24 protein-coding genes are annotated in these 22,039 nt (G+C 67.0%); 11 read left to right on the top strand and 13 right to left on the bottom strand.

The genetic code is table 11. From position 1 onward, the window contains the following. The first annotated feature begins 70 nt into the window (after window positions 1-70). From V5734_RS04690 to V5734_RS04675, 4 genes are all read left to right on the top strand, one after another. Window positions 71-964, top strand: a complete 894-nt coding sequence (locus V5734_RS04690; protein WP_347312353.1) for a CPBP family intramembrane glutamic endopeptidase — start codon at window positions 71-73, stop codon at window positions 962-964. Between the two features lie 79 nt (window positions 965-1,043). Then, a complete protein-coding gene (gene accD, locus V5734_RS04685) occupies window positions 1,044-1,961 on the top strand; it encodes an acetyl-CoA carboxylase, carboxyltransferase subunit beta (protein WP_347312352.1) in 918 nt (305 codons plus the stop codon). Between the two features lie 90 nt (window positions 1,962-2,051). Next, window positions 2,052-3,323, top strand: coding sequence for a bifunctional folylpolyglutamate synthase/dihydrofolate synthase (locus V5734_RS04680; protein ID WP_347312351.1), 1,272 nt, complete (start codon window positions 2,052-2,054; stop codon window positions 3,321-3,323). Window positions 3,324-3,463: 140 nt separating this feature from the next. Continuing rightward, on the top strand, window positions 3,464-4,486 hold the full coding sequence (locus V5734_RS04675; RefSeq protein WP_347312350.1) for an LLM class flavin-dependent oxidoreductase: 1,023 nt from the start codon (window positions 3,464-3,466) through the stop codon (window positions 4,484-4,486). An 80-nt stretch (window positions 4,487-4,566) separates the two neighbouring features. Here V5734_RS04675 and zapE read toward each other — a convergent pair whose 3' ends face one another. Next, window positions 4,567-5,670 (bottom strand): cell division protein ZapE, encoded by a 1,104-nt coding sequence (gene zapE / locus V5734_RS04670; RefSeq protein WP_347312349.1) that lies wholly within the window; start codon window positions 5,668-5,670, stop codon window positions 4,567-4,569. Between the two features lie 220 nt (window positions 5,671-5,890). Here zapE and V5734_RS04665 point away from each other — a divergent pair, with 220 nt between their 5' ends. After that, window positions 5,891-7,126 carry an MFS transporter gene (locus V5734_RS04665; RefSeq protein ID WP_347312348.1) on the top strand — a complete coding sequence of 412 codons (1,236 nt, stop codon included), beginning with the start codon at window positions 5,891-5,893 and terminating at the stop codon, window positions 7,124-7,126. A gap of 68 nt (window positions 7,127-7,194) precedes the next feature. On the opposite strand, the gene V5734_RS04660 is transcribed toward V5734_RS04665, so the two are convergent. The 7 genes from V5734_RS04660 to mbfA all read right to left on the bottom strand — a co-directional run bounded on the left by V5734_RS04660 (window position 7,195) and on the right by mbfA (window position 13,118). Further along, window positions 7,195-8,109, bottom strand: coding sequence for an ornithine cyclodeaminase family protein (locus tag V5734_RS04660; RefSeq protein ID WP_347312347.1), 915 nt, complete (start codon window positions 8,107-8,109; stop codon window positions 7,195-7,197). Further along, a complete protein-coding gene (locus tag V5734_RS04655) occupies window positions 8,106-8,729 on the bottom strand; it encodes an HAD family hydrolase (protein ID WP_347312346.1) in 624 nt (207 codons plus the stop codon). Before V5734_RS04655 ends, V5734_RS04660 begins: the two co-directional genes overlap by 4 nt. A gap of 64 nt (window positions 8,730-8,793) precedes the next feature. Continuing rightward, on the bottom strand, window positions 8,794-9,771 hold the full coding sequence (locus V5734_RS04650; protein ID WP_347312345.1) for a DMT family transporter: 978 nt from the start codon (window positions 9,769-9,771) through the stop codon (window positions 8,794-8,796). A 54-nt stretch (window positions 9,772-9,825) separates the two neighbouring features. Continuing rightward, complete coding sequence (locus tag V5734_RS04645) at window positions 9,826-10,272, bottom strand: YaiI/YqxD family protein (protein ID WP_347312344.1); 447 nt, start codon at window positions 10,270-10,272, stop codon at window positions 9,826-9,828. Next, window positions 10,269-11,099 carry an S-formylglutathione hydrolase gene (gene fghA, locus V5734_RS04640; protein WP_347312343.1) on the bottom strand — a complete coding sequence of 277 codons (831 nt, stop codon included), beginning with the start codon at window positions 11,097-11,099 and terminating at the stop codon, window positions 10,269-10,271. Before fghA ends, V5734_RS04645 begins: the two co-directional genes overlap by 4 nt. A 14-nt stretch (window positions 11,100-11,113) precedes the next feature. Further along, a complete protein-coding gene (locus V5734_RS04635) occupies window positions 11,114-12,043 on the bottom strand; it encodes an AEC family transporter (protein ID WP_347312342.1) in 930 nt (309 codons plus the stop codon). 97 nt (window positions 12,044-12,140) lie between these two features. Next, window positions 12,141-13,118, bottom strand: coding sequence for an iron exporter MbfA (gene mbfA / locus V5734_RS04630; RefSeq protein ID WP_347312341.1), 978 nt, complete (start codon window positions 13,116-13,118; stop codon window positions 12,141-12,143). A gap of 164 nt (window positions 13,119-13,282) precedes the next feature. Between mbfA and V5734_RS04625 the strand changes: the two genes are divergently transcribed. Together V5734_RS04625 and V5734_RS04620 are read left to right on the top strand one after the other, a co-directional pair. Then, a complete protein-coding gene (locus tag V5734_RS04625; protein ID WP_347312340.1) occupies window positions 13,283-13,471 on the top strand; it encodes a hypothetical protein in 189 nt (62 codons plus the stop codon). 148 nt (window positions 13,472-13,619) lie between these two features. Continuing rightward, on the top strand, window positions 13,620-14,252 hold the full coding sequence (locus tag V5734_RS04620) for a TetR/AcrR family transcriptional regulator (protein ID WP_347312339.1): 633 nt from the start codon (window positions 13,620-13,622) through the stop codon (window positions 14,250-14,252). 72 nt (window positions 14,253-14,324) lie between these two features. Here V5734_RS04620 and V5734_RS04615 read toward each other — a convergent pair whose 3' ends face one another. After that, window positions 14,325-15,038, bottom strand: coding sequence for an NYN domain-containing protein (locus V5734_RS04615; protein WP_347312338.1), 714 nt, complete (start codon window positions 15,036-15,038; stop codon window positions 14,325-14,327). Between the two features lie 36 nt (window positions 15,039-15,074). Then, the gene (locus V5734_RS04610; protein ID WP_347312337.1) at window positions 15,075-15,557 is read right to left on the bottom strand and encodes a GNAT family N-acetyltransferase; all 483 of its coding nucleotides are present in this window, start codon (window positions 15,555-15,557) and stop codon (window positions 15,075-15,077) included. Between the two features lie 187 nt (window positions 15,558-15,744). Between V5734_RS04610 and V5734_RS04605 the strand changes: the two genes are divergently transcribed. Continuing rightward, window positions 15,745-17,394 carry a DUF6504 family protein gene (locus tag V5734_RS04605; RefSeq protein WP_347312336.1) on the top strand — a complete coding sequence of 550 codons (1,650 nt, stop codon included), beginning with the start codon at window positions 15,745-15,747 and terminating at the stop codon, window positions 17,392-17,394. Between the two features lie 358 nt (window positions 17,395-17,752). Next, window positions 17,753-18,100 carry a DUF2794 domain-containing protein gene (locus V5734_RS04600; protein ID WP_347312335.1) on the top strand — a complete coding sequence of 116 codons (348 nt, stop codon included), beginning with the start codon at window positions 17,753-17,755 and terminating at the stop codon, window positions 18,098-18,100. A 9-nt stretch (window positions 18,101-18,109) separates the two neighbouring features. Here the strand turns inward: V5734_RS04600 and V5734_RS04595 are convergent, their stop codons facing one another. The 3 genes from V5734_RS04595 to V5734_RS04585 form a co-directional block, all read right to left on the bottom strand. Beyond that, a complete protein-coding gene (locus tag V5734_RS04595; RefSeq protein ID WP_347312334.1) occupies window positions 18,110-18,937 on the bottom strand; it encodes an NlpC/P60 family protein in 828 nt (275 codons plus the stop codon). After that, window positions 18,934-20,319 carry a leucyl aminopeptidase family protein gene (locus V5734_RS04590; protein ID WP_347312333.1) on the bottom strand — a complete coding sequence of 462 codons (1,386 nt, stop codon included), beginning with the start codon at window positions 20,317-20,319 and terminating at the stop codon, window positions 18,934-18,936. Before V5734_RS04590 ends, V5734_RS04595 begins: the two co-directional genes overlap by 4 nt. 61 nt (window positions 20,320-20,380) lie before the next feature. Then, window positions 20,381-20,761 carry a hypothetical protein gene (locus tag V5734_RS04585; RefSeq protein ID WP_347312332.1) on the bottom strand — a complete coding sequence of 127 codons (381 nt, stop codon included), beginning with the start codon at window positions 20,759-20,761 and terminating at the stop codon, window positions 20,381-20,383. Window positions 20,762-20,909: 148 nt separating this feature from the next. On the opposite strand from V5734_RS04585, the gene V5734_RS04580 reads away from it, so the two are divergent. Further along, window positions 20,910-21,557 carry a carbonic anhydrase gene (locus V5734_RS04580; protein WP_347312331.1) on the top strand — a complete coding sequence of 216 codons (648 nt, stop codon included), beginning with the start codon at window positions 20,910-20,912 and terminating at the stop codon, window positions 21,555-21,557. A 36-nt stretch (window positions 21,558-21,593) separates the two neighbouring features. Beyond that, the gene (locus V5734_RS04575; RefSeq protein WP_347312330.1) at window positions 21,594-22,034 is read left to right on the top strand and encodes a hypothetical protein; all 441 of its coding nucleotides are present in this window, start codon (window positions 21,594-21,596) and stop codon (window positions 22,032-22,034) included. Window positions 22,035-22,039 lie beyond the last annotated feature (5 nt).

The raw sequence follows: 22,039 nt of genomic DNA, 5'->3' as shown, positions 1-22,039 counted from the left end.
CGGCACATGCCTGCCGCCCGCGCCGGAGCGCATTGCCCCCGTCCGCGCCGGAGGCTAGCGTCGCGCCACCATGCCCGACGCTTACGCCCCCCATGACGCCTACATCGCCCCGGCCCGCCGGCGCCGCGAATTCTGGCGGCTGTTCCCCGGCGCCGCGATCATTCTCGCGGTCTATCTCGGCCCGATCGTCTTTCTCGGGATCTACCTGACGGAAACCTACGGCCGCCTCATCACCGGGGCGCTGATGCAGCGCATGGCGCGGGGCGACACGCCGGGCGGCATGCTGATGCTGCTATGGACCTTCCTCGGCCTCGCCCTCGGGCCGATGGTCGCGGTGCGCCTCTTGCACGGGCGCGCGGCGGGGACGCTTTTCGGCCCGTCCCTCAGCCGGGCGCTTGCGGATTTCACCCGCGTCCTGGGACCGGTCCTCGCCCTGAACGGGATCCTTCTGCCCTTCGCGCTCGGCTCCGAGTCCGCGCATCCGGGGCTCGGCTTCGCCGACTTCCTGTCCTATCTGCCCTTCGCGCTCCCCGGCATCCTGATCCAGACCGGCGCGGAAGAACTGGTCTTTCGCGGCTACCTGCAACAGCAACTCGCCGCCCGGTTCAAAAGCCCGCTGATCTGGATCGGCCTTCCATCGGCGCTCTTCGCGTTCGGACACTACCTGCCCGACGAATTCGGGACCAGCGCCTGGGCCGTCGCACTCTGGGCAGCCGTCTTCGGTGTGCTTGCCGCCGACCTCACGGCCCGTACCGGCAACCTCGGCGCGGCCCTCGGCCTTCACTTCGCCAACAACATCGCCGCCCTCCTCTTCGTCGGGCTCGAGAACAACCTCGACGGGCTCGCACTCTGGACGATGTCGATCGATCTTGCCGATCCAAGTGCCGTCCTCCCCGCCCTCGCGGTCGATTTCGCCGCTATGATCACCTCCTGGCTTCTCGCCCGACTCGTCCTGCGGGTCTGATTGCATTTCGCGCCGCCCCGGCTTATCTGGAGGGCCACACCGGCGGCCCTCACCGCCCCGACGGAAGGTTCGAGAGACAATGAACTGGATCACCAACTACGTCCGGCCGACGATCAACTCGCTCTTCTCGCGGCGCGAGGTGCCCGAGAATCTGTGGTCGAAATGCCCCGAATGCGGGACGATGCTGTTTCACCGCGAACTTGCCGACAACCTCAACGTCTGCACCAATTGCGACCACCACCTCGCGATCAGTCCGCGCGACCGGTTCGCGGCGCTTTTCGACGGCGGCGTCTTCACCGAGGTGAAGGTGCCCGAGCCGATCGCCGACCCGCTGCATTTCCGTGACCAGAAGAAATATCCCGACCGGCTGAAGGCCGCGCAGAAATCCACCGGAGAGAAAGAGGCGATGCTCGTCGCCGAGGGCGAGATCGGCCGCACACCCATCGTGGCCGCCTCGCAGGACTTCTCGTTCATGGGCGGGTCGATGTCGATGTATGTCGGCAACGCGATCATCGCCGGCGCCGAACGCGCGGTGAAGCTGAAGCGGCCCTTCGTGCTCTTCTCCGCCGCCGGCGGCGCCCGAATGCAGGAAGGGATCCTCGGCCTCATGCAGATGCCGCGCACCACGATCGCGGTCGAGATGGTGCGCGACGCGGGCCTGCCCTACATCGTCGTCCTCACCCACCCGACGACCGGCGGCGTCACCGCCTCCTACGCGATGCTCGGCGACGTGCAGATCGCCGAACCCAACGCCCTCATCGGCTTCGCCGGCGCGCGCGTGATCGAACAGACGATCCGCGAGAAGCTGCCAGAAGGGTTCCAGCGCTCCGAGTATCTCCTCGACCACGGCATGCTCGACCGCGTCACCCACCGCAAGAAGCTCAAGGAAGAGCTGACGACGATCCTGCGCATGCTCACCCGGCAGTCGCCCGCCGTGAAGGGTGATCTGCCGAAGCCCGAGGCCAAGGCCGAACCGGCCAAGACCGAAGCCAAGTAATCCCTTCATCTTGCCCCAAATATCCTCGGGGGGTGCCGGGGGGCATACAGCCCCCGGCCGCGCGCCCGGGACCAGCGCCACGAGGCCACGATGTCCGACGGTTCCGACCTGATCCTCGCCCGGATGATGTCATTGCATCCGAAAATCATCGACCTCACGCTCGACCGGGTCTGGCGGCTCCTCGACGCGCTCGGCCACCCCGAACGCGACCTGCCGCCGGTGATCCACATCGCCGGGACCAACGGCAAGGGCTCGACCCAGGCGATGATCCGTGCCGGGCTCGAAGCGGCGGGCGACAAGGTCCACGCCTATACCTCGCCCCATCTCGCCCGTTTCCACGAACGCATCCGCCTAGCCGGGGAGCTGATTTCCGAAGATCACCTCACGGACATCCTGGAGGAATGCGAAACGGCGAACGGCGGGATCCCGATCACCTATTTCGAGATCACCACCTGCGCCGCCCTCCTCGCCTTCGCCCGCACCGAGGCCGACTGGACGCTGCTCGAGGTTGGCCTCGGCGGGCGGCTTGACGCCACGAATGTCGTCGACGCGCCGCGCCTGACGATCATCACCCCGGTCTCGGTCGACCATCAGCAGTACCTCGGCGAGACCTTGCCCGAGATCGCCGGCGAAAAGGCCGGCATCCTCAAGCGTGGCGTTCCTTGCGTGGTCGGCCCGCAGGAAGAGGCCACGCTCGATGTGATCGAGGCAAAAGCCGCGAAGCTTGGCGCACCGCTTCTCGTCCACGGCCAGCACTGGCACGCGTTCGAAGAGCGTGGGCGGCTGATCTTCCAGGACGAGAATGGCCTTCTCGACCTGCCGCTGCCGAACCTACCCGGCCCTCACCAGATCGACAATGCCGGCGCAGCGCTCGCCGCGCTCCGCCATCTCGGCGCGTCCGGGGCCGCCTGCGAGGCGGCGGTGACGAAAGCCCATTGGCCAGCACGGATGCAGCGGCTCGCACACGGCCCCCTCGTGGACGCCGCCGGCACGTGCGAGCTTTGGCTCGATGGCGGCCACAACCCGGCGGGCGGCCTGGCTGTCGCCGCTACCCTCGCGCGGATGCCGCAAAAGCCCACCCACCTCATCCTCGGCATGCTCAATACCAAGGACATCGCCGGTTATCTCCGCCCGGTCGCGGCCCGGGCGCAAAGCCTCACCGCCGTGTCGATCCCCGGCGAGGCGAACACGCTCAGCGCCGAGGAGACACAGGCCGCCGCCGCGAAGGCCGGCATCGCCGCCGGCACCGCCGAGAGTGTCCTCGCCGCCGTGCGCGCGATCGCCGAAAAGGATCCCGGCGCCCGCATCCTGATCTGCGGCTCGCTTTACCTCGCCGGCGGCGTTCTCAAGGAAAACGGCTGACCGCCCGGCATTGCGGGGTAGACCCCGCCGCCGCCGGCCCCACCTCTCTCGACATGCACAGCGGCTGAGCGACGCGCGCCCTTCCCCCGGCAGCGAACCGGGACTAGACCAGCCGCACGACCATCAGCGGGAGGCGCAGCATGCAGATCGAATTCGCCCTCGACACATTCGGCGACGTGACCTTCGGCCCGGACGGCAAGCTCAAGCCGCAGGACCAGGTGATCCGCGACGTCGTCGACCAGGCGGTTCTGGCGGACGAGGTCGGGGTCGATTTCATCGGCCTTGGAGAGCACCACCGCGACGATTTCGCGATCTCGGCGCCCGAGACGGTGCTTGCCGCCATCGCCGCGAAGACACGCCGAATCCGCCTCGGCACCGCCGTGACTGTTCTCTCGTCGGACGATCCGATCCGGGTTTTCCAGAGGTTTTCAACGCTGAACGCCCTCTCTTCGGGGCGCGCCGAGGTGATCCTCGGCCGCGGCTCGTTCACCGAGAGCTTCCCGCTTTTCGGCTTCGACCTCGCCGATTACGAAACCCTCTTCAACGAAAAGCTCGACCTCTTCACAAAGCTCCTCCGCGCGCCGCGCGTCAGCTGGTCGGGCTCCACCCGGCCCCCTTTGAAGAACCAGCCCGTCTACCCGACCCTCGCGGCGCCGATGACATGCTGGATCGGCGTCGGCGGCACACCCGAATCGGTGATGCGGGCGGTTCGTTACGACCTGCCGATGATGCTCGCCATCATCGGCGGCGCACCGTCCCGGTTCCGGCCCTTCGTCGATCTCTACCAGCGCGCCAATGCCGAGACCGGGAACGCCCCCCAACCGATCGGCGTCCATTCCCCCGGCCATGTCGCCGACACCGACGAGGAAGCCCGCGATCAACTCTGGCCGCACTACAAGGCGCTTCACGACCGCATCGGCCGCGAACGGGGCTGGCCGCCGACGACCCGCGCGCAGTTCGACCGCGAGGCCGATTACGGCTCGCTCTATGTCGGATCGCCCGAGACGGTCGCCCGGAAGATCGCCGCGACCGTCAAGGCGCTTGGCCTGTCCCGGTTCGAGATGAAATATTCGTCGGGCCCGCTGCCGCACGACAGGCTGATGCGCTCCATCGAGCTTTACGGCACGACGGTCATCCCCCGCGCCCGCGAGATCCTGGCCTAGATCGAGGTCGCCTGTCCCGAAGAGGGATGCCGTCCGGCCGGGCATCGAGCCCGCCCGTCCGGCGTTGCCACGGACCAATCTCAGCCGCCCGCATTGAGCCTGTCGAGCGCCCAGTCCGCGCCTTGCATCTCGCGAAGCCGGCTGGCGGTGCGTTCGAATTCGAACGCCCCCGCACCTTCGACGTAGAGCCGTTCCGGCTCGTCCGCCGCCGAGGCGATCAGCCGGACCTTCGCCTCGTAAAGCGCGTCGATCAGCGTGACGAAGCGCTTCGCCTCGTTGTAGTTCTCCGCCGACAGATGCGGGATCTCCTCGAGGATCAGCACGCGGACGGCGCCGGCGATGGCAAGATAATCGGCGGGACCGAGCGGACGGCCGCAAAGCTCCCAGAACGAGGCGCGGGCGACGCCGGCATGGTAGTTCGGCAGAACCACCTCGCGGCCCTTGATCATCAGCCGCAGCGCGGTGTCCCCGCCGCCGCCGGTCAGTTCGAGCCAGATCTTCTCGATCGCGGCACGGGCGGCGTGACCCGCAGGGGTGAAGAAGACCTCCGCGCCCTGAAGGCGGTGCTGTCGGTAATCGGTCTCGCTTTCGAGTTCGCGCACCTCCATCCGGTCCTTCAGAAGCTGGATGAAGGGCAGGAAGAGTGGCCGGTTGAGGCCGTCCTTGTACAGATCGTCCGGAACCCGGTTCGACGTCGTCACGACAGTAACGCCCTTGTCGAAGAGCATCTGGAAGAGGCGGCCCACGATCATCGCGTCCGCGATGTCGGTGATCTGCATCTCGTCGAAGGACAGGAGCCGCAACTGTCCGGCGATCTTTTCGGCCACCGGGCGGATCGCGTCGTCCACGCCGGTCTTGCGGGCTGCGTGGAGCGCCGCCTGCACCTCCTGCATGAAGGCGTGGAAATGCACCCTCCGCTTGGCCTCGATCGCGACATGGTCATGGAAAAGGTCCATCAGCATCGACTTGCCGCGCCCGACGCCGCCCCAGATGTAGAGCCCCCTGACCGGCTCCGGCGCCTTGCCGAAGAAGCCGTCCAGGAGGCCCTTCTTCCTGCCGTTGGCTTTTTCCAGGGCATCGCGGACCCGCTGCAGATCAGGCAGGACGGCGCGCTGCGCCGCATCCTGTCTGAGGCCGCCCTCATGCGTCATCCGGTCGTAGATCTCGGTCAGGGTCTCGGTCATGGTTTTCCGATAGCCTGTCGGTTCGATAAGGGAAAGGCCGTCGGTAACGGCGGCGGATCGAAGACCGCCACTGTCCGCCGAAGCGTCAGGGCAGCCTTCCCGCGTTTCCCGACGGGCGCCGCGCGGCACGGGATCGCCGGACGGAATTGTTCCGATCACAATTCTCGATTTGACCCGGCCCTTCGGCGGCGCGAATGTCGCGCTCCGAACAGGAGCCATCATGCCCACCCACGCCAAGCTTTTCACCCCGGTCCTGATCGCCGGCCTGCTGATCCTCGTGGTCGGCAACGCCATCCGGTCGAGCTTCGGCGTGTTCCAGATCCCCGTCGCAGGCGAATTTGGCTGGCCGCGCGCCGAATTCAGTTTCGCCATCGCCATCCAGAACCTCGCCTGGGGGATCGGCGCGCCGATCTTCGGTGCCATCGCCGAACGCTTCGGCGACCGGAAGGCGATCGTTCTCGGGGCGCTCTTCTATGCGGCGGGACTGGTCCTCTCCGCCTCGGCCGTGACGCCGGAACAGCATCAGGTGCTGGAGATCCTCGTCGGCTTCGGCATCGCCGGAACGGGTTTCGGCGTCGTCCTGGCGGTGGTCGGACGGTCGGCATCGGACAGCAATCGCTCGCTTGCGCTCGGCATAGCGACGGCGGCGGGGTCGCTCGGCCAGGTCTTCAGCGCGCCGGTGGCGGAATATCTTCTGAGCCTTTTCAGCTGGCAGACGGTCTTCATGATCTTTGCCGCCGCGATCCTGTCGGTGATCGCGGTCCTGCCCTTCATGCGGGCACCGGGGCGGACGCACGCCGCGAACGACATCAGCATGGCGGCGGCACTCCGCCAGGCGCTCCGCGACCCGAGCTTCACACTGATCTTCGTGGGCTTTTTCTCCTGCGGGTATCAGCTTGGCTTCATGGTCGCGCATTTCCCGGCGATGGTGACCGAGATGTGCGGACCGATCTCGCCCGCCGGCCCGCTCGCCGCCTTGGGGATATCGTCGACATCGGCACTCGGTGCCGCTGCGATCTCGCTCATCGGTCTGGCCAACATCGCCGGGACGCTCACCGCCGGATGGCTCGGCAAGCGGTTTCCGAAGAAATACGTGCTGGCCGCAGTCTATACCGGCCGGACGCTCTTTGCCGCGCTCTTCATCCTGTTCCCGATCACACCGCTGACCGTCGTCCTGTTCTCGATCGGCATGGGATCGCTCTGGCTTGCGACCGTGCCGCTGACCTCGGGCCTCGTCGGCCATATCTACGGGCTGCGTTACATGGGCACGCTTTACGGCATCGTGTTCCTCAGTCACCAGATCGGCAGTTTCACCGGGGTCTGGCTTGGCGGCCGGTTCTACGACGCATACGGCGACTATACCGCCGTCTGGTGGATCGGTGTCGCCGTGGGCGCGTTCTCGGCCATCGTGCATCTGCCGATCCGGGAACGGTCGCTGGAGGCCCTGCCGGCATAGGAGCGGCGAGGCCGGGGGCGTCGCCCCCGGACCCCCAGAGTATTTAGAAACAGAAGAAGATGCGGGGGTCAGCCCTTTCGCGCGGTATCTAGCACGTAGCGCGCCGTCATCAGGTCGAGATGCGCGCCGCCGCCGTTCTTCGACAGCGTGATCTCGTCGTCGGAGCGCCGGGCGAAGGCGCCGCCCTCGATGTCGTAAAAATCGGCAAGGATATCGGCCTCGGTGATGGCGCCGCTTTTCAACGGCTCCATCAGTTCGCCTATATGGTGGATGGTGGTCACGCGGGCGTCGACGAAGACACGGGCGCGGCGGAAGGTTTCGTCGTCGGTTTCGCGCATGTCCGGGCGGTAGGCGCCTATGAGGTCGAGATGGGTGCCCGGCTTCAGCCACTCCCCCCGGATCAGCGGCGACGTCGCCATCGTCGTCGTAGCGATGATCGTTGCCTTGCCCACGGCGGCCTCGAGGTCTGGTTCAGCCGTGGCACCGGTTTCCTTCGCGAAGGCGCGAGCCGCGTCGGGATTGCGCGCCCAGACGGCGAAGCGGGCCCCGGGAAAGCCGGCGGAATAGGCTTCCAACATCGAGTGCGCCACGGCGCCGGCGCCGACGATCAGGATGTCGCGCGCGTCCTGCCGGGCGAGGCGCCGCGCGGCAAGAAGGCTGTCGCCGGCGGTCTTCCACTTGGTGACGACCGTGAAATCGACGAGCGCTTCCAACTCTCCGGTCGCATCGGAGAAGAGGTTCACCGCGCCGTTGATCGCGGCCGTGCCGTGCCTGGGGTTGTCGGGGAAGATCGAGGCCGCCTTGACGGCAAGCCCCATGCCGTCGATCCAGGCCGATCGGGTCAGGAGCGTATCGCCCCCGCGACGCAGAAGCGTATCGGCGACCTCCGCCCGTGGCAGGCGGTGGCCCGCTTCCAACGCCTCGGTCAGCGCGATCCAGTCGAGTTTCGGTTCGACCTCCGGTCCCACGATCTCGATCGTCATTGGGCGTCCTCCTCATTCAGAAATCCTTCGGCGACGAGCCGCGCAGCCCAGCCTTCCGGCCCGTCGAAAAGATGGGTGCGCCAGCCGCGCGCCTCGGCGACGGCGATGTTCTCGGCCCGGTCATCCGCGAAAAGCAGGGCCGGGGGCGCGATACCGCAATCGGCTTCCAGATAGGCATAGATCGCCGGGTCCGGCTTTGTCAGCTTCAGCCGGCCCGAGATATAGGCGCGGTCGAACTCGCCCAGGAAGGGATAGTGCAGCTCGGCGAACGCATAGGTGTCGTCGCCGAAATTCGTCAGCGCGAAGACCGGCACCCCGCGCGCTTTCAATGCGCGCAGCAGACGGACGGAATGGGGAATGACGGGTGACGCCATGTCGATCCAGTTGTCGTGCCAGAGGCGGATCTTGTCCTCCCACTCCGGGTAGCGGGCAGCGAAGGCATAGACGGTCTCTTGGAACGGGGCGCCCTTGTCGACCGCCTCGTTCATGCCGTGAAGGTCGATCTCGGCGAACATGCGTTGCCGGTCGGCAGGCGCCATGATCCGGTCGTAGAACCGCTCCGGCTGCCATTCGATCAGCACATTGCCGATATCGAAGACCACAGCCTCCGCCCGCGCCATGTCTCGTCCTCATCACATCGTTCGGGCCGACACTAGCGGGCGGCGCAGGAAAGGAAACCCCGGATCAGCGCCGGGCCCGAGGCGCCTGCGCCAGCGTCCGGGTCCGCGTCTCGCGCCAGAGCGTGTAGAGCCCGCCGCCGACGATCAGCATGATCCCGGTCCAGGAGACCGCGTCCGGCCAGTCGCCGAAGACGACGACACCCCACATGACGGCCATCGGCATGGCGATATATTCGAACGGCGCGACAAGGGCAGCCTCGCACAAACGGTAGGCCTGGCTGATGAGAACCGCGCCAAATCCGCTGGCGAGACCGAGTACGACGAAGACCGGCCAATCCTCCCGCGCCGGCCAGATCCAGGAGCGCAGGAGGAAGTCGAGCGAGGCGTCGCCCGTCCCCGACAACCGCCCGTCGCCGAAGGCCAGTCCCATGGATGCCGAGACGGTGACGAAGGTAATCTGGATGTAGAATGCCAGGGTTGTCGCCCGTTCGGTCCCGCCCATCTTGCGCGTCAGGATATGGAGCATCGCATAGGCCCCGGCCCCGAAGAGCGGCAGAAGGGCCGCCATCCGGAACGCCTCGGTCCCCGGTCGAAGGACAACAACTACGCCAAAGAGGCCGACGGCGATCGCGACCCAGCGCCTTGGCCCGACCGTTTCGCCGAGCAGGAGGACGGAGAGGATGCTGATCAGCAACGGGCTGACGAAGGAGATCGCCACCGCCTCCGCCAGGGGCATGGCCGCGAGCGCGACGAAGAAGAGCATGTTGGCGATCACGACGAAGGCGCCGCGCAACAGATGCATCGGCAGTCGCTGCGTGCGGAGCGCGGCATACCCGCCCTGAAACGGAACGATGACCGTCAGAAGAAGCGTCATGGCGATCAGGGTCCGGATCAGGATCACCTGATGAAGGGCATAGCCGCCGCTCAGGAACTTAATGGCCATGTCGTTGACCGAGAACAGCACCATTGCGCCTGCAATGCAGAGCATGCCCACAAGGCGGTTCCGCGCGGCCACGCTATCACTGTCTTCCATCACGCTCATCGTCTCATTCGACCCTGCCCGGCACAGCCCGTCTGTCCCAGCCGCGACATGACCCTATCGCTCCGCCGTCCGCAAGGCGCGGTCGATGGCCGAAGAAAACCGCGCGCGGTCTTGTTTGGAGAACGCTCGGCCGCCACCCTGCCGGAAAGGGTCGGCGGCACGCAGGTCTGCCATCAGGTCGCGGGTGGCGAGCACGTTGCCGATATTGGCTGCGGTCAGCGCCTCGCCATTGTGTTTCAGAACCTGCGCTCCGGCGGCCACGCATTTCGCCGCCAATGGGATGTCCCCCGTGATCACCACATCGCCGGGGCCTGCGCGCTCGGCGATCCACTTGTCGGCCTCGTCGGGGCCTTCGGTCACGAAGACCGTCTCGACCAGCGGATGGGCCGACGGACGGATGCCGCCGTTGCAGACCATGAAGACCCGCACGCCCAGCCGGTCTGCGGCGCGGATGCATTCCTCCTTCACCGGACAGGCATCGGCGTCGACGTAAAGGCTCATCCGAACAGCGCTGCCGCGTGGAAACCGATATGGTCGGGCATGAAGGTCGAGACGAAGAAATAGCTGTGGTCGTAGCCGGGCTGCATCCGGACCTGGCCGTTCTGCCGCCTCTCCATCATCGCCTGCGCCAGTGCCTCGGGCTTGAGGAGGTCGAGGAACTGGTCCTTCGACCCCTGGTCGATCAGAACCGGCCCGTCGAAGCCGAGACGGCGCATCAGGAGGGTCGAATCGTGGGCCGCCCACTGCGCCTCGTCGGGCCCGAGATAGGCGGTGAATTGCTTGCGGCCCCAATCCGACTGGCTCGGATTCGCGATCGGCGCGAAGGCCGAGACGGAGCGGAACCGCCCCGGCAACCGCATCGCCATCGTGAGCGCGCCGTGCCCGCCCATCGAATGACCGGTGATTGCCTGGCGCTCTTCGTCAAGCGCGAAATTCGCGGTGACGATCGAGGGCAGTTCCTCGGCCACGTAGTCCCACATCTGGTAGTTGAGCGCCCACGGATCCCGTGTCGCGTTCACGTAGAACCCCGCGCCTTGGCCGAGATCGTACGCCTCGTCGTTCGCCACGGCTTCGCCGCGCGGGGACGTGTCCGGGAAGACCAGCGCGATCCCGGCCTCCGCCGCCCATGCCTGCGCGCCGGCCTTCGTCATGGCGTTTTCATGGGTGCAGGTCAGGCCCGACAGGTACCAGAGCACCGGCACGGGTTCGTCCGCCGCCCCTTCCGGCAGGAAAAGACCGAAGGTCATGTCGCAACCGCACACCTCGGAGGCATGGCTGTAAACGCCCTGAATGCCGCCGAAACACTTGTTTTCCGAAATCGTCTGCATGGCTTTTCCTTTGGTCAGACACCGGTGATCCAGGCGATCACCACGGACACCGTGATGATGCTGATCGCCGTCGAGAAGAGAATTGAGGCCGACACCCGATGCGGCGCGACACCGTAATGGCGGGCAAGGATATAGACGTTCCCCGCAACCGGAAGCGCGGCCGCCGCGATCATCACCCCGGCCGCGAAGGGATCGACATCGAAAACGAAGAGCGCCGCGACGGCAACTGCCGCCGGGTGAAGGACGAGCTTGGCGAAGGACAGCCAGAGCGCGACCGACACCCGCTCTGCCGTCTTCGAGGCGAGCGAGGCGCCGATGGCGAAAAGCGCGCCGGGGGTGGCGGCGGCGCCGAGGATGGTCAGGAATTCGTCGGCCGGCGCCGGCAACGGCAGGCGGGTGGCGGACCAGGCGAGGCCCGCGACCATCGACACGATCATCGGGTTCTTCAAAAGGCCGACGGCCAGAACCCTGACGATGCGGGGCGAAAGATGGCCTTCGCGGGCGGCGGTGATGATCAGCGTGAAGAGGCTGGAAAAGACGATGAGGTCGATGGCCAGCACCATCAGAACCGGCCCTGCGGCGGAGGGGCCGAGCAGCACGGTCAGCATCGGCACACCGAGAAATCCGGTATTGCCGATCACCGCGCATTGCGCCTCGATCGAGGCTTCGGGGATCGTGACCTTGCGCGTGAGGGCGACGGCGAAGGCCAGAAGGTAGACGATCGTGCAACCGCTGAGATAGGCGAGCGCAAAGGCCGGATCGAAGATCTCGGCCAGCGACAGGTTGGCCGCGAAGCGAAAGAGCATCGCCGAAAGCGCGAAGTAGAAGACGAAGCGCGTCAGCCACTCCGTTGCCGCTTCGGGAAAGAAGCGCAACCGCCCCGCGCCCCAGCCAAGGCCGATGAGCGCGAAGAACGGAAGGGTCTTGAGGAAGATCACCAGCATCGTTTCGCGACTAGCACGCGGACCTGCCCGATGCTAGGCGCCACGACCGGCGACGGTGCAGGAAATGGCGTTCGTAAACCTGCCGCACCGTCCCCGCCTAGCCGCCGCCGATCAGAACGCCTGCGGCAAAGACCAGCGCCCCGCCCAGAACGACCTGGAACGCCGCGCGCAGGAACGGGGTTTCCATGAAGCGGTTCTGGATCCAGGCGATCGCCCAGAGTTCGACGAAGACGATGGCGATGGCGATTGTCGTCGCGGTCCAGAAATCCGGGATCAGGTAGGGCAGCGCATGGCCAAGCCCCCCGAGCGTCGTCATCACCCCCGAGGCCAGCCCGCGCTTGAAGGGCGATCCGCGCCCCGACAGCACCCCGTCGTCATGCGCGGCCTCGGTGAAGCCCATCGAGATGCCGGCGCCGACCGATGCGGCAAGGCCGACGAGAAACGTGGTCCAGGGATCCTGCGTCGCGAATGCGGTCGCGAAGATCGGCGCGAGAGTCGAGACCGAGCCGTCCATCAACCCCGCCAGACCGGGCTGCACCCAGGTCAGGATGAACTGGCGATGTGCCGCGCGGTCTTCCTCGCCCTTCGCCTCCTCGTCCAGATGCGTGTCGGACAATTCGCCTGCCCTGGCTTCGTGCTTCGCCTCGGCGGCCGCCAGATCGCCGAGGAGCTTGCGGGTTTCGGCATCCTGCGTCGCCTGCGCCGCGCGCTTGTAGAACGCGGCCGCATCGCGCTCCATCGCCTCGGCCTCGCCGCGAATTCGGTCGAGCCCGAGATTCTCGACGAGCCAGACCGGCCGACGCGCATAGAAGCCCGCGACATGTTCACGCCGGATGAGCGGGATCACCTCGCCGAACCGTGCCCGATGACGTTCGATCAGCCAGCGGCGGTGTATGTCTTCCTCCTTCGCCATGTCATCGAAGACGGCGGCGGAGGCGGGATAGTCGGCCCGCAGCCGCTCGGCATAGGTCCGGTAGATGCGGGCATCGTCCTCTTCCGAAGAGATCGCCAGGGCGAGAACTTCCTGCTCGCTCAAATCGGCGAACCGGCGGCGATTGGCGAGACCGGGGATCATGGGAACCTCCACTTGGAATGATTCCAAACTATGCGGCCGGACGGAGGGGGGCAAGTGCGACACCTTGGCGTATATGAACCGATCGGTTCGGTTATCTCTTGAATAAGTAAACCATTCAGTTTAGATATGAGAAACCAAATCAAACAGTTCAGATCGGACAGATCATGACACATATCCGAACCACCCTCGCCGCCCTCGCCTTCGGCCTCATCGCCATTCCGGTCACGGCCGACGCCATGTCCTTCGACCTGCCGCGCCTCAATTTCCCCGCACCGGGAACCGAGACCAGCCGCGACTGCACGATGGTGGCCGTACCGGGCGGACCGAACTCCTGCACGCCCACGGCAAACTGATTTCAACCCGCCGCGCCCCTGCGGGCAACCGACGCGCTTCGCGGCTCTGACGAAACGTCGCAGGGCGGGAGAAATCCCGCCCTTTTTCGCGCCACGCGCTTGCCGGACCGGATAGCGGGCGTCTATCATCGGCGCTCCGAGGAGAGACATGGCCGCAACAGCCGAAATCGTGACAATCAAGCGCGGACGCAAATTCGACCAGGTGCTGGACGGCGCCCGGACGGTGTTTATGCGCGACGGGTTCGAAGGCGCGTCCGTCGACGACATCGCCGCCGAGGCCGGCGTGTCCAAGGCGACGCTCTACAGCTATTTCCCGGACAAACGGATATTGTTCATCGAAGTGGCCAAAAGCGAATGCCGGCGTCAGGCCGACGAAGCCGAGGCTCTTGTGACGCTCTCCGCGCCGCCCGAATGCGTCCTGCCAGAGGCCGCGCGGCGGATCATCGACTTCTCGCTCTCGGAGTTTGGCCGCTCGGTCTTTCGCATCTGCGTGGCGGAAGCCGAGCGCTTCCCCGAGCTTGGCCGCGAATTCTACGCGTCCGGCCCCGGCCTCGTGCGTGAACGGATCGCCGCCTATCTCAACGGCGCGGTCGCGCGGGGCGAACTGAAGATCGACGACGTGTATCTTGCCGCCGACCAGTTCGCAGAGCTGTGCAAGGCCGACATCTTCCCCTGCGTCTGCTTCGGCATCAAGAGCAGCTTTTCCGCCGCGGATCGCGACCGCATCGCGAAGGGCGCGGTCGAGATGTTCCTCGCCCGCTACGGCGTCAAGAAGGGCTGACCTCCTTTTTCCGCGAGTGACGCATGGCGCCCCGGAGCAGTCCTCTTGCCGACCGGATTCAGGCGCCGGGCGCTAGTCTACCCGCCGCACGTAAAGCTGGTTGCCGACGCGCTTCGTCTCGAACCGCTTCAACTCGGCCACCAGATCGCTCAGCTTGCGCTTGCCATAGGTGCGGGTATCGAAATCGGGATTGTCGGCGACGATGCGCTGGCCGATCAGGCCGAGAAGATACCAGTCGTCCTCCTGGTCGATCTTGTCCATCGCCCGGATGATCAGAGGGGTGGCCTCTGCGGGCGGGCGCTTGGACTCTGACTTCGTCACCGCGCCTTTCGCGGGCTCCGCTTCCTCGACGATATTCTCGATGAAGACGAACCGGTTGCAGACATTGCGAAGCGCCTCGGGCGTCTTGGCCTCGCCGATGCCGATCACCTCGAGACCGTCTTCGCGGATCCGGCTGGCCAGCCGGGTGAAGTCGCTGTCGGAGGAGACCAGAACGAAGCCGTCGAACTTGCCGGCGTGAAGGATGTCCATCGCGTCGATCACGAGGCCGATATCGCTCGCGTTCTTGCCCTTGGTATTGGCTGACTGCTGATGGGCAACGAGCCCGAGCGTCCGGGCCTTTTCCTTCCAGGCATTGAGCTGGGGGTTGGACCAGTCGCCGTAGACCCGGCGCAAGGCGGGTTCTCCGTAAGTGGTGACCTCTTTCAGGATCGCCTCGGCATTCCGGGCGAGCACGTTGTCGGCATCGATCAGGACGGCCAGAAGCGGCACTTCGGCGCGGGCCATCAGGCTTTCCTCGCATCGTGGATCATCGGAAACTCCTCATAATGTCCGGTACATGACCAGTGCGTCGACATAACCGTCCTTGGGCGACCTGAAGGCATCGGGAAGCCTTCCGACGATGTCAAATCCCATGTCCCGCCAGATCGCGATGGCCCGTTCGTTGGTCGAGACGACGAAGTTGAACTGCATGGCGAGGTAACCTTCCGCCCTTGCGGTTTCAACCGCATGGGCAAGCATCGCGCGCGCCACACCCCTGCCGCGCGCCGCCGGGGCGGTGACGAAACCGCAATTGCAGACATGCGCCCCGCCGCCCTTCTGGTTCGGGGTGAGGAAATAGCTGCCAACGATATCACCGGCATCCTCGGCGACGAAGACAAGGTGCGGCACGGCGGACCAGTAGTCGAGCGCGTCAGCCCGCGTGATGTCACGGGGTAGGCAATAGGTTTCCCCTTCGCGGAAGACCGGTTCCAGGATCGCCCAGAGACGGTCATCGTCGGCGGGCGCGGCGGGGCGAAGGATCATGGCGGATCGGTCCGTTCTCAGGTTCGGGGCACAGTCGATCACGCCGGCGCGGGAATCAATGGGGCGGGCTCGAAATCCACGCTTTGCGTCGGAGATCGGAGATCCGCGCGTGGCGGCTCAGGGCCGGACTCGACTCAGAGGACGCGGCGGTCTATTTTGGAACAAAAGAAGAACTTTTTCGCCTGCCATGCCCCAACGCCGAATCCTCTCGCTCTGGTTTCCCCGCCTCGGCGCGGAGCGCCACCTGCGCGAGATGCGCGGGCTCATGCCCGACGCCTTTGCCGTTGTCGGGGACGCGGCCAACCGCCAGGTCCTGACCTCGCTCAGCGAGGGCGCGGAGGCCGCCGGGCTTTATCGCGGCCAGCCGCTCCGCGACGCGCGCGCGATGTGTCCCGCGCTGGTGACGGCCCTCTGCAATCCCCGCGCCGAGGCGCGGTTCCTGACCGCCCTCCGCCGCTGGGCCGGCAAGTTCAGCCCCTGGGTCGGCGAAGAGCCGCCCGAGGGTCTGGTGATCGACCTGTCCGGCGCGGCGCATCTTTTCGGCGGCGAGGGCGGCGTCCTGAAGGCGGTGTCGGAGGATTGCGCCGATCTCGGCCTGACAGTCGAGGCGGGCATCGCCGATACGGTCGGCGCGGCCTGGGGCCTTGCCCGCCATGCCGGGCGCGGACCGGTGAGCCTGCGCAACGGCGACGCGGTCGATCAGGAGGCGCGGGCCACCCGGTCGCGCGCGGCCAAGCGCCACTGGGTCAAGGGCGGGGCGGCGCCGCTGCCGGCGTCTCCTCCGCCCCCCCGCGCCCGCATCGCGGCCGAGGGACAGTTGCGCCAGGCCCTCGCCCCGTTGCCGCTCGCTGCCCTGCGGCTGGAGGAGGAGACGCTCACCGGTCTCGCCCGGCTCGGGCTCAGGCATGTCGGCGACATCATGGGCATGCCGCGCGCCGCCCTGTCGCGGCGCTTCGGGCCTGGCCTCGTGCGCCGCCTCGACCAGGCGCTGGGGCTGGAGACGGAGCCGGTCTCGCCCGCGCGTCCGCCCCTGCATTTCGCGGTACGGCTGACGCTGCCCGACCCGATCGGGCTGGCCGAGGATATCATGGCCGGCATCGACCGGCTGCTGCCCGCCTTGTCGGATCGTTTGCGGGCCAAAGGCCGGGGCGCGCGTCGGATACGGCTCCAGCTGTTTCGCGCCGACCAGTCGATGCAGGAGGTTGAGCTTGGCCTCGCCCGCCCCTCCGCCGAGGCGAACCAGATCCGGCCGCTGATCATGCTGAAGATGACTGAGATCGACCCCGGCTTCGGCATCGACATGATCCGGATCGAGGCGCATGTGACCGAACCCGTCCATGCCCGCCAGCATCGCGGGCCGCTCGATACGGCCGGGCCTTCGGAGCGTTACGGGACGGGAACCGCTCTCGACACCCTGATCTCGAAGCTCGGGGCGCGGATCGGGCTCGAGGCGATCACCCGGCTGCATCCCGGCGACAGCCATATCCCCGAAAAGACCGCCCGCGTGATGCCCGCCGCCTGGTCGGAGCCGGCGGGCGACTGGCCGCCGCCGCCACGGCCGCGCCCCCTGGTGATCTTCCGCCCCGAACCCGTGCACGCCCCCGAGGACCCGATGGTGCCCGCCCGCTTCCGCTGGCGCCGGCGCGATCTCGTCACCGCCTCGGCCACCGGGCCGGAACGGATCGCCCCGGAATGGTGGCTGGACGAACCCGAATGGCGCTCCGGCACCCGCGATTACTGGCGGGTTGAGGCGGTAACGGGCGAGCGGTTCTGGCTCTACTACGCGCATGGCGGCACGATGTCGGGCGGCTGGTTCTGCCAGGGCACGTTCTGCTGAGCATCGCCGCATGGCCGGCCCGGAACTTTGCGTGACGACGCCGTATGGGATCGTCCGCGCTGGGTGGCGGGGCGCAACATTTCGCGCCTCGGACCGGCCACGGCAAACCGCCTCAGTTTAGCAACCTGCCAGAAAGAAAAACCCCGCCGGGGCGGGGCAGGTGAACGACACAGTTCCGGCGGTGCGGGCTGGGTGGGGGCTGTTGACCGCACCGCCGGAACCTAGCGTTGTCGCTATGCCCGAGATGTCGTCGACGATCGGGGCGGAGATGCGGAAGCCGCGCGCCTGCGGCAAGGTGATTTTGCGGCCAAAAACGGGCGGCCTTGATTTGCGCCGAAACGGAGGTAACATTTCCCCCATGACGGTCCAGCCACCGACCCCGTTCCGCTCCGCCATCGCCCCGCCCGAGCAGGTCGCCTTCGACCGTGCCGAGCTTGGCGCGATTCTCGGGCTCTACGGGCGGATGGTGGCGGCCGGCGAATGGCGCGACTACGCGATGTCCTTCCTACGCGACATGGCGGTGTTCTCGGTCTTCCGGCGCGCGACAGAACACCCGCTCTACCGGATCGAGAAACATCCCCGGCTGCGGCAGCGGCAGGGCATGTACGCCGTGATCGGGATGGACGGGCAGGTGCTGAAGCGCGGCCATGACCTGCCGGCCGTGCTGCGGATCCTGGAACGCAAGCTCATCCGGCCCGTGGACTGAGCGACGCGGTCAGAGCCGGCGGACCGACGTCACCGGACCTTCCCCCTGCCCCTCGATCCGCGCAATCGCCTCGGCGATGCCCTCATAGCCCACCGCCATGTGGAAACCGTTCGCATGGATCAGCCGGTCCGGCGCGACCGCCATCGCGACATGGCCTTTCCAGAAGAAGAGATCGCCGCGCCGGTAGGGCGCATCTTTCGGCAGAACCGCCCCGAGAGCACGCTCCTGCATATCGCTGTCGCCGGGGCACGGAATGCCGCAGGCGGTAAGCGCGGCTTGAACCAGGCCCGAACAGTCGATCCCCGAGCGGGAATTCCCGCCCCAGAGATAGGGCGTTCCGAAAAACCGCTCCGCCACCCCGGCCGGGTCCTTGGCCCAGTCACCGATCCGGGCAACATGCGGGCGCGGGACAAAGAGACCGTCGGCGGTCTCCATGAACCGCGGATGCTCGGCCACGACAGTAAGCCGCGCGCCCATCGTCAGCGACGCGACTTCCGGCGTCTTGAGATCGGGCGCGCGGTAAAGATGCGTCGCGGGCGCGGCGACCCAATGCGAGGGCGTTAGGTCGGCGCCAACGGCCTCTTCCGGCAGATAGCCGCAGTAACCGTCCTTTTCCGTCTTCACGAAGGCAAACCCCTCATGCCGGTCGAGGACCAGCAGCCGCTCTCCCATCAAGACCTGCCGGTCGCGGCGTCCGCCCGGTTCCGCTAGCAGATCGGCGAGCGGCCGGACGATCCGCGCCCAATCGCCGGTGACGTAGCGGTCCGCCGCCACCTCGCCTTTCAGCGAGACATGCGCGACCCGCCCGTTCGCGGGCGTCAGGCGCCGGTCGCTCATAGCCCGAGCAATCCGGGCAAGGCCGCGAGAATTGCTCGGGCGCCCTGCCCGACACCGCCCTTCGGTCGTGCGGGTTCGGCCTTGGGCTGCCACCCGTAGATGTCGAAATGCGCGTATCTTGGGGTTTCGGTGACGAAGCGGCGAAGGAAGAGCGCAGCCGTGATCGACCCCGCCATGCCGCCAGAGGGCGCGTTGTCGAGATCCGCGATGCCGGGCTCGATCAGCGTCTCGTAGGGGTCCCAGAACGGCATCCGCCAGACGGGATCGGCGACAGCGGCCCCGCCCGCCGCGATCGCGCCGGCGACGCCGTCGTCGTCGGAATAGAAGGGGGCGAGGTCGGGCCCGACCGCCACCCGCGCCGCGCCGGTGAGCGTCGCCATCGAGACGAGAAGGTCCGGCTTTTCCTCGTCCGCCAGCGTCAGCGCGTCGGCGAGGACCAGCCGCCCCTCGGCATCGGTGTTGTTGATCTCGACCGTCAGGCCCTTGCGGCTCGTCAAGATATCCTGCGGACGCATCGCGTTGCCGGACACCGCGTTCTCGACCGCCGGCACCAGAACCCGGAGCCGAAGCCGCAGGCCCAGGGCCATGATCATCCGGGCGAGCCCCATGACCGTCGCGGCCCCGCCCATGTCCTTCTTCATCAGACCCATCCCGGCCGCCGCCTTGAGATCGAGCCCGCCGGTATCGAAACAGACCCCCTTGCCGACGAGGGTCAGCGCCGGGCCCTCCGCCCCCCAGCGCAGGTCAAGCAGCCGGGGCGGCCGCGCCGATGCCCGGCCGACGGCATGAATCATCGGAAACCCTTCGGCCGGCAGCTCGTCACCCCGGATCACCCGAGTGGTCGCGCCAAACTGCCCGGCCAGCGCCACGAAGGCGTCTTCAAGCTCCGCCGGGCCCATATCTGCGGCAGGCGTGTTGATGAGGTCGCGGGTCAGCGCTTCGCCTTGCGCAATCGCCAGGACGCGCGCGGCGTCCACGCCGTCGGGGACCCGAAGCCGCGCCTTCGGCGTCTCGGTGGATTTGTAACGGGTGAAGCGGTAGGTCGCGAGAAGCCAGCCGAGCGCGGCTTCCTCCGCCTCGGCCGGCGACAGCGCACCGTCCAGATGCCAGCCTCCCTCCGGCAGATCGGCAACCGCGCGCGCGACATGGAAGCGCCCGCGCCGGCGGCCCGAGGTGGCGCCGAGGCCGAGGACCGCGCCCGCTGGCGCGCCGTCCGCGCCGGGCAGCAGATGCAACTGCCCGAGCTTTCCGGCAAACCCCGATGCCGTCAGCCAGGCCCTTTCAGCCTCCGTCCGGCCGGCAAGGAAGGCCTCCGCCCCCGCAGCGTCGACCAGATGCAGGGGCCTTGTCGCCTCGTCGGGATTGGCAAATGAAAACGGCATGAAGACCCTCGCTACGACGTCGCCGCCAGACTAGCCACAAGTGCGCCGCCCGCAAGGCCCGTCAAACCGTCATGTCGCGCAAGTCCCAGACAGCATTCAGCGATCGGTCGCCAATCCGCACGAGCCGGGCGAGCGTCGCGGCCTGCCCGGCCGCGTCACCCGCATCGGCGGCCACCAGCACATCGCCCGCGACATGCGCGAAGCTCAGCATCCCGATCTGCTCGGCCACCTTGATCAACAACCGCGCGCTGCGGACGAGCGCCGGCGTCCGGCCTTCGTCGGCAAACCGCTGCATCTCGGTCAGCCGTGACGCCAGTTCCTCCATAGCCCGGCAGACAACCTGCTCCGCCGCGCTCTCGCCCAGTTCCGCATACAGCGCCACGAGACGGTCCGGATCGAGCCGGACTCCTTCGTCGTGGTGCAAAACCGCAAGTTTCGCCACCCTTCACCCTCCAACTTCGTGCCCCACGCACGCGGCGAGAATGTTGCTCCGGCCTCAAGAATTCCTTGATGCCGGTGCGAAAAACCTATCGAATTCGACACGTATGCCGACTATGAGCGGATGGGGATTTCCCGAGAGGCGAGGATCTATGCAACACGCGAAACCGCTGCCGACCTATCTGGTACAACGCTATCACGGCTGGAGGGCCACGACCTGGACCGAGAATCGCGCCTGGTACCGCCGGCTGGCCGAGGACGGCCAGCGCCCGCGTGCGATGGTGATTTCGTGCTGCGACAGCCGGGTTCACGTGACATCGATCTTCGGCGCCGATCAGGGCGAGTTCTTCATTCACCGCAACATCGCCAACCTTGTCCCTCCCTATAACCCGGACGGCGAATACCACGGCACGTCGGCGGCGGTGGAATACGCAGTCACGGCGCTGAAGATCGCGCACCTGATCATTGTCGGGCACTCGCTTTGCGGCGGCGTCAAGGGCTGCCACGACATGTGTTCGGGGCACGCGCCGGAGCTTGAGGAGAAGACGAGCTTCATCGGCCGCTGGATGGACATCCTGCGCCCGGGCTACGATCGGGTGAAGGATCTCGCCGCAGCGGATCAACTCAGGGCACTGGAGAAGGAGGCGGTTCTCGTCAGCCTCGAGAACCTGATGACCTTCCCTTTCGTCCGCAGCGCCGTCGAGGCGGACCAGATGACGCTGCACGGCCTCTGGAACGATATCGGCGAGGGCGGGCTGGAATTCTTCGACCCGGCGGCGAAGCGCTTCCAGCCGATCTGAACCGCGCGTTAACCTGATTCGCCCGACCCTGACGGCATGGACAGAACCCATGCCGTCATGATCGACCTGCCGGAGGCGCTTCTGATCGCCCTCGGACAGGCCGCACGAAACGCCGGATGCGACCCGTCGGATTATGTCAGGGCGACCCTTCGCAGCGCGCTCGACCAGACGCCGGCGCGTTTGCGGGCGGAAGATGAGGTGATCCGCCATGCCGTCCATCTGGCCTCTGACTGGTTCGACCTGCAGCGCCGACTCCGGGCATCGGGTTATGTGTTCCGGCGGGCCCCGGAAGGTGGGCTGGCAATTCACTCCTGGCCGCTCGACCGACCGCTCATGCGCATCGAACAGCTCGGGCTCAGCCACGCCGGGCTCGTCCTGAAATTCCGGGCGCCCTTTCCCGGCGACCTCCGTCACGGTTCTTCGGCGACATCGGCGAAAGACCGCGCGGCGCCGGTCCGCCCCGGACGGGCTGCCTGACCGGG

This window comes from Defluviimonas sp. SAOS-178_SWC (assembly GCF_039830135.1).
Taxonomy (GTDB): domain Bacteria; phylum Pseudomonadota; class Alphaproteobacteria; order Rhodobacterales; family Rhodobacteraceae; genus Albidovulum.
Note: the sequence above shows the minus strand (reverse complement) of the source record. Positions and strands in the feature narration are given on the sequence as shown.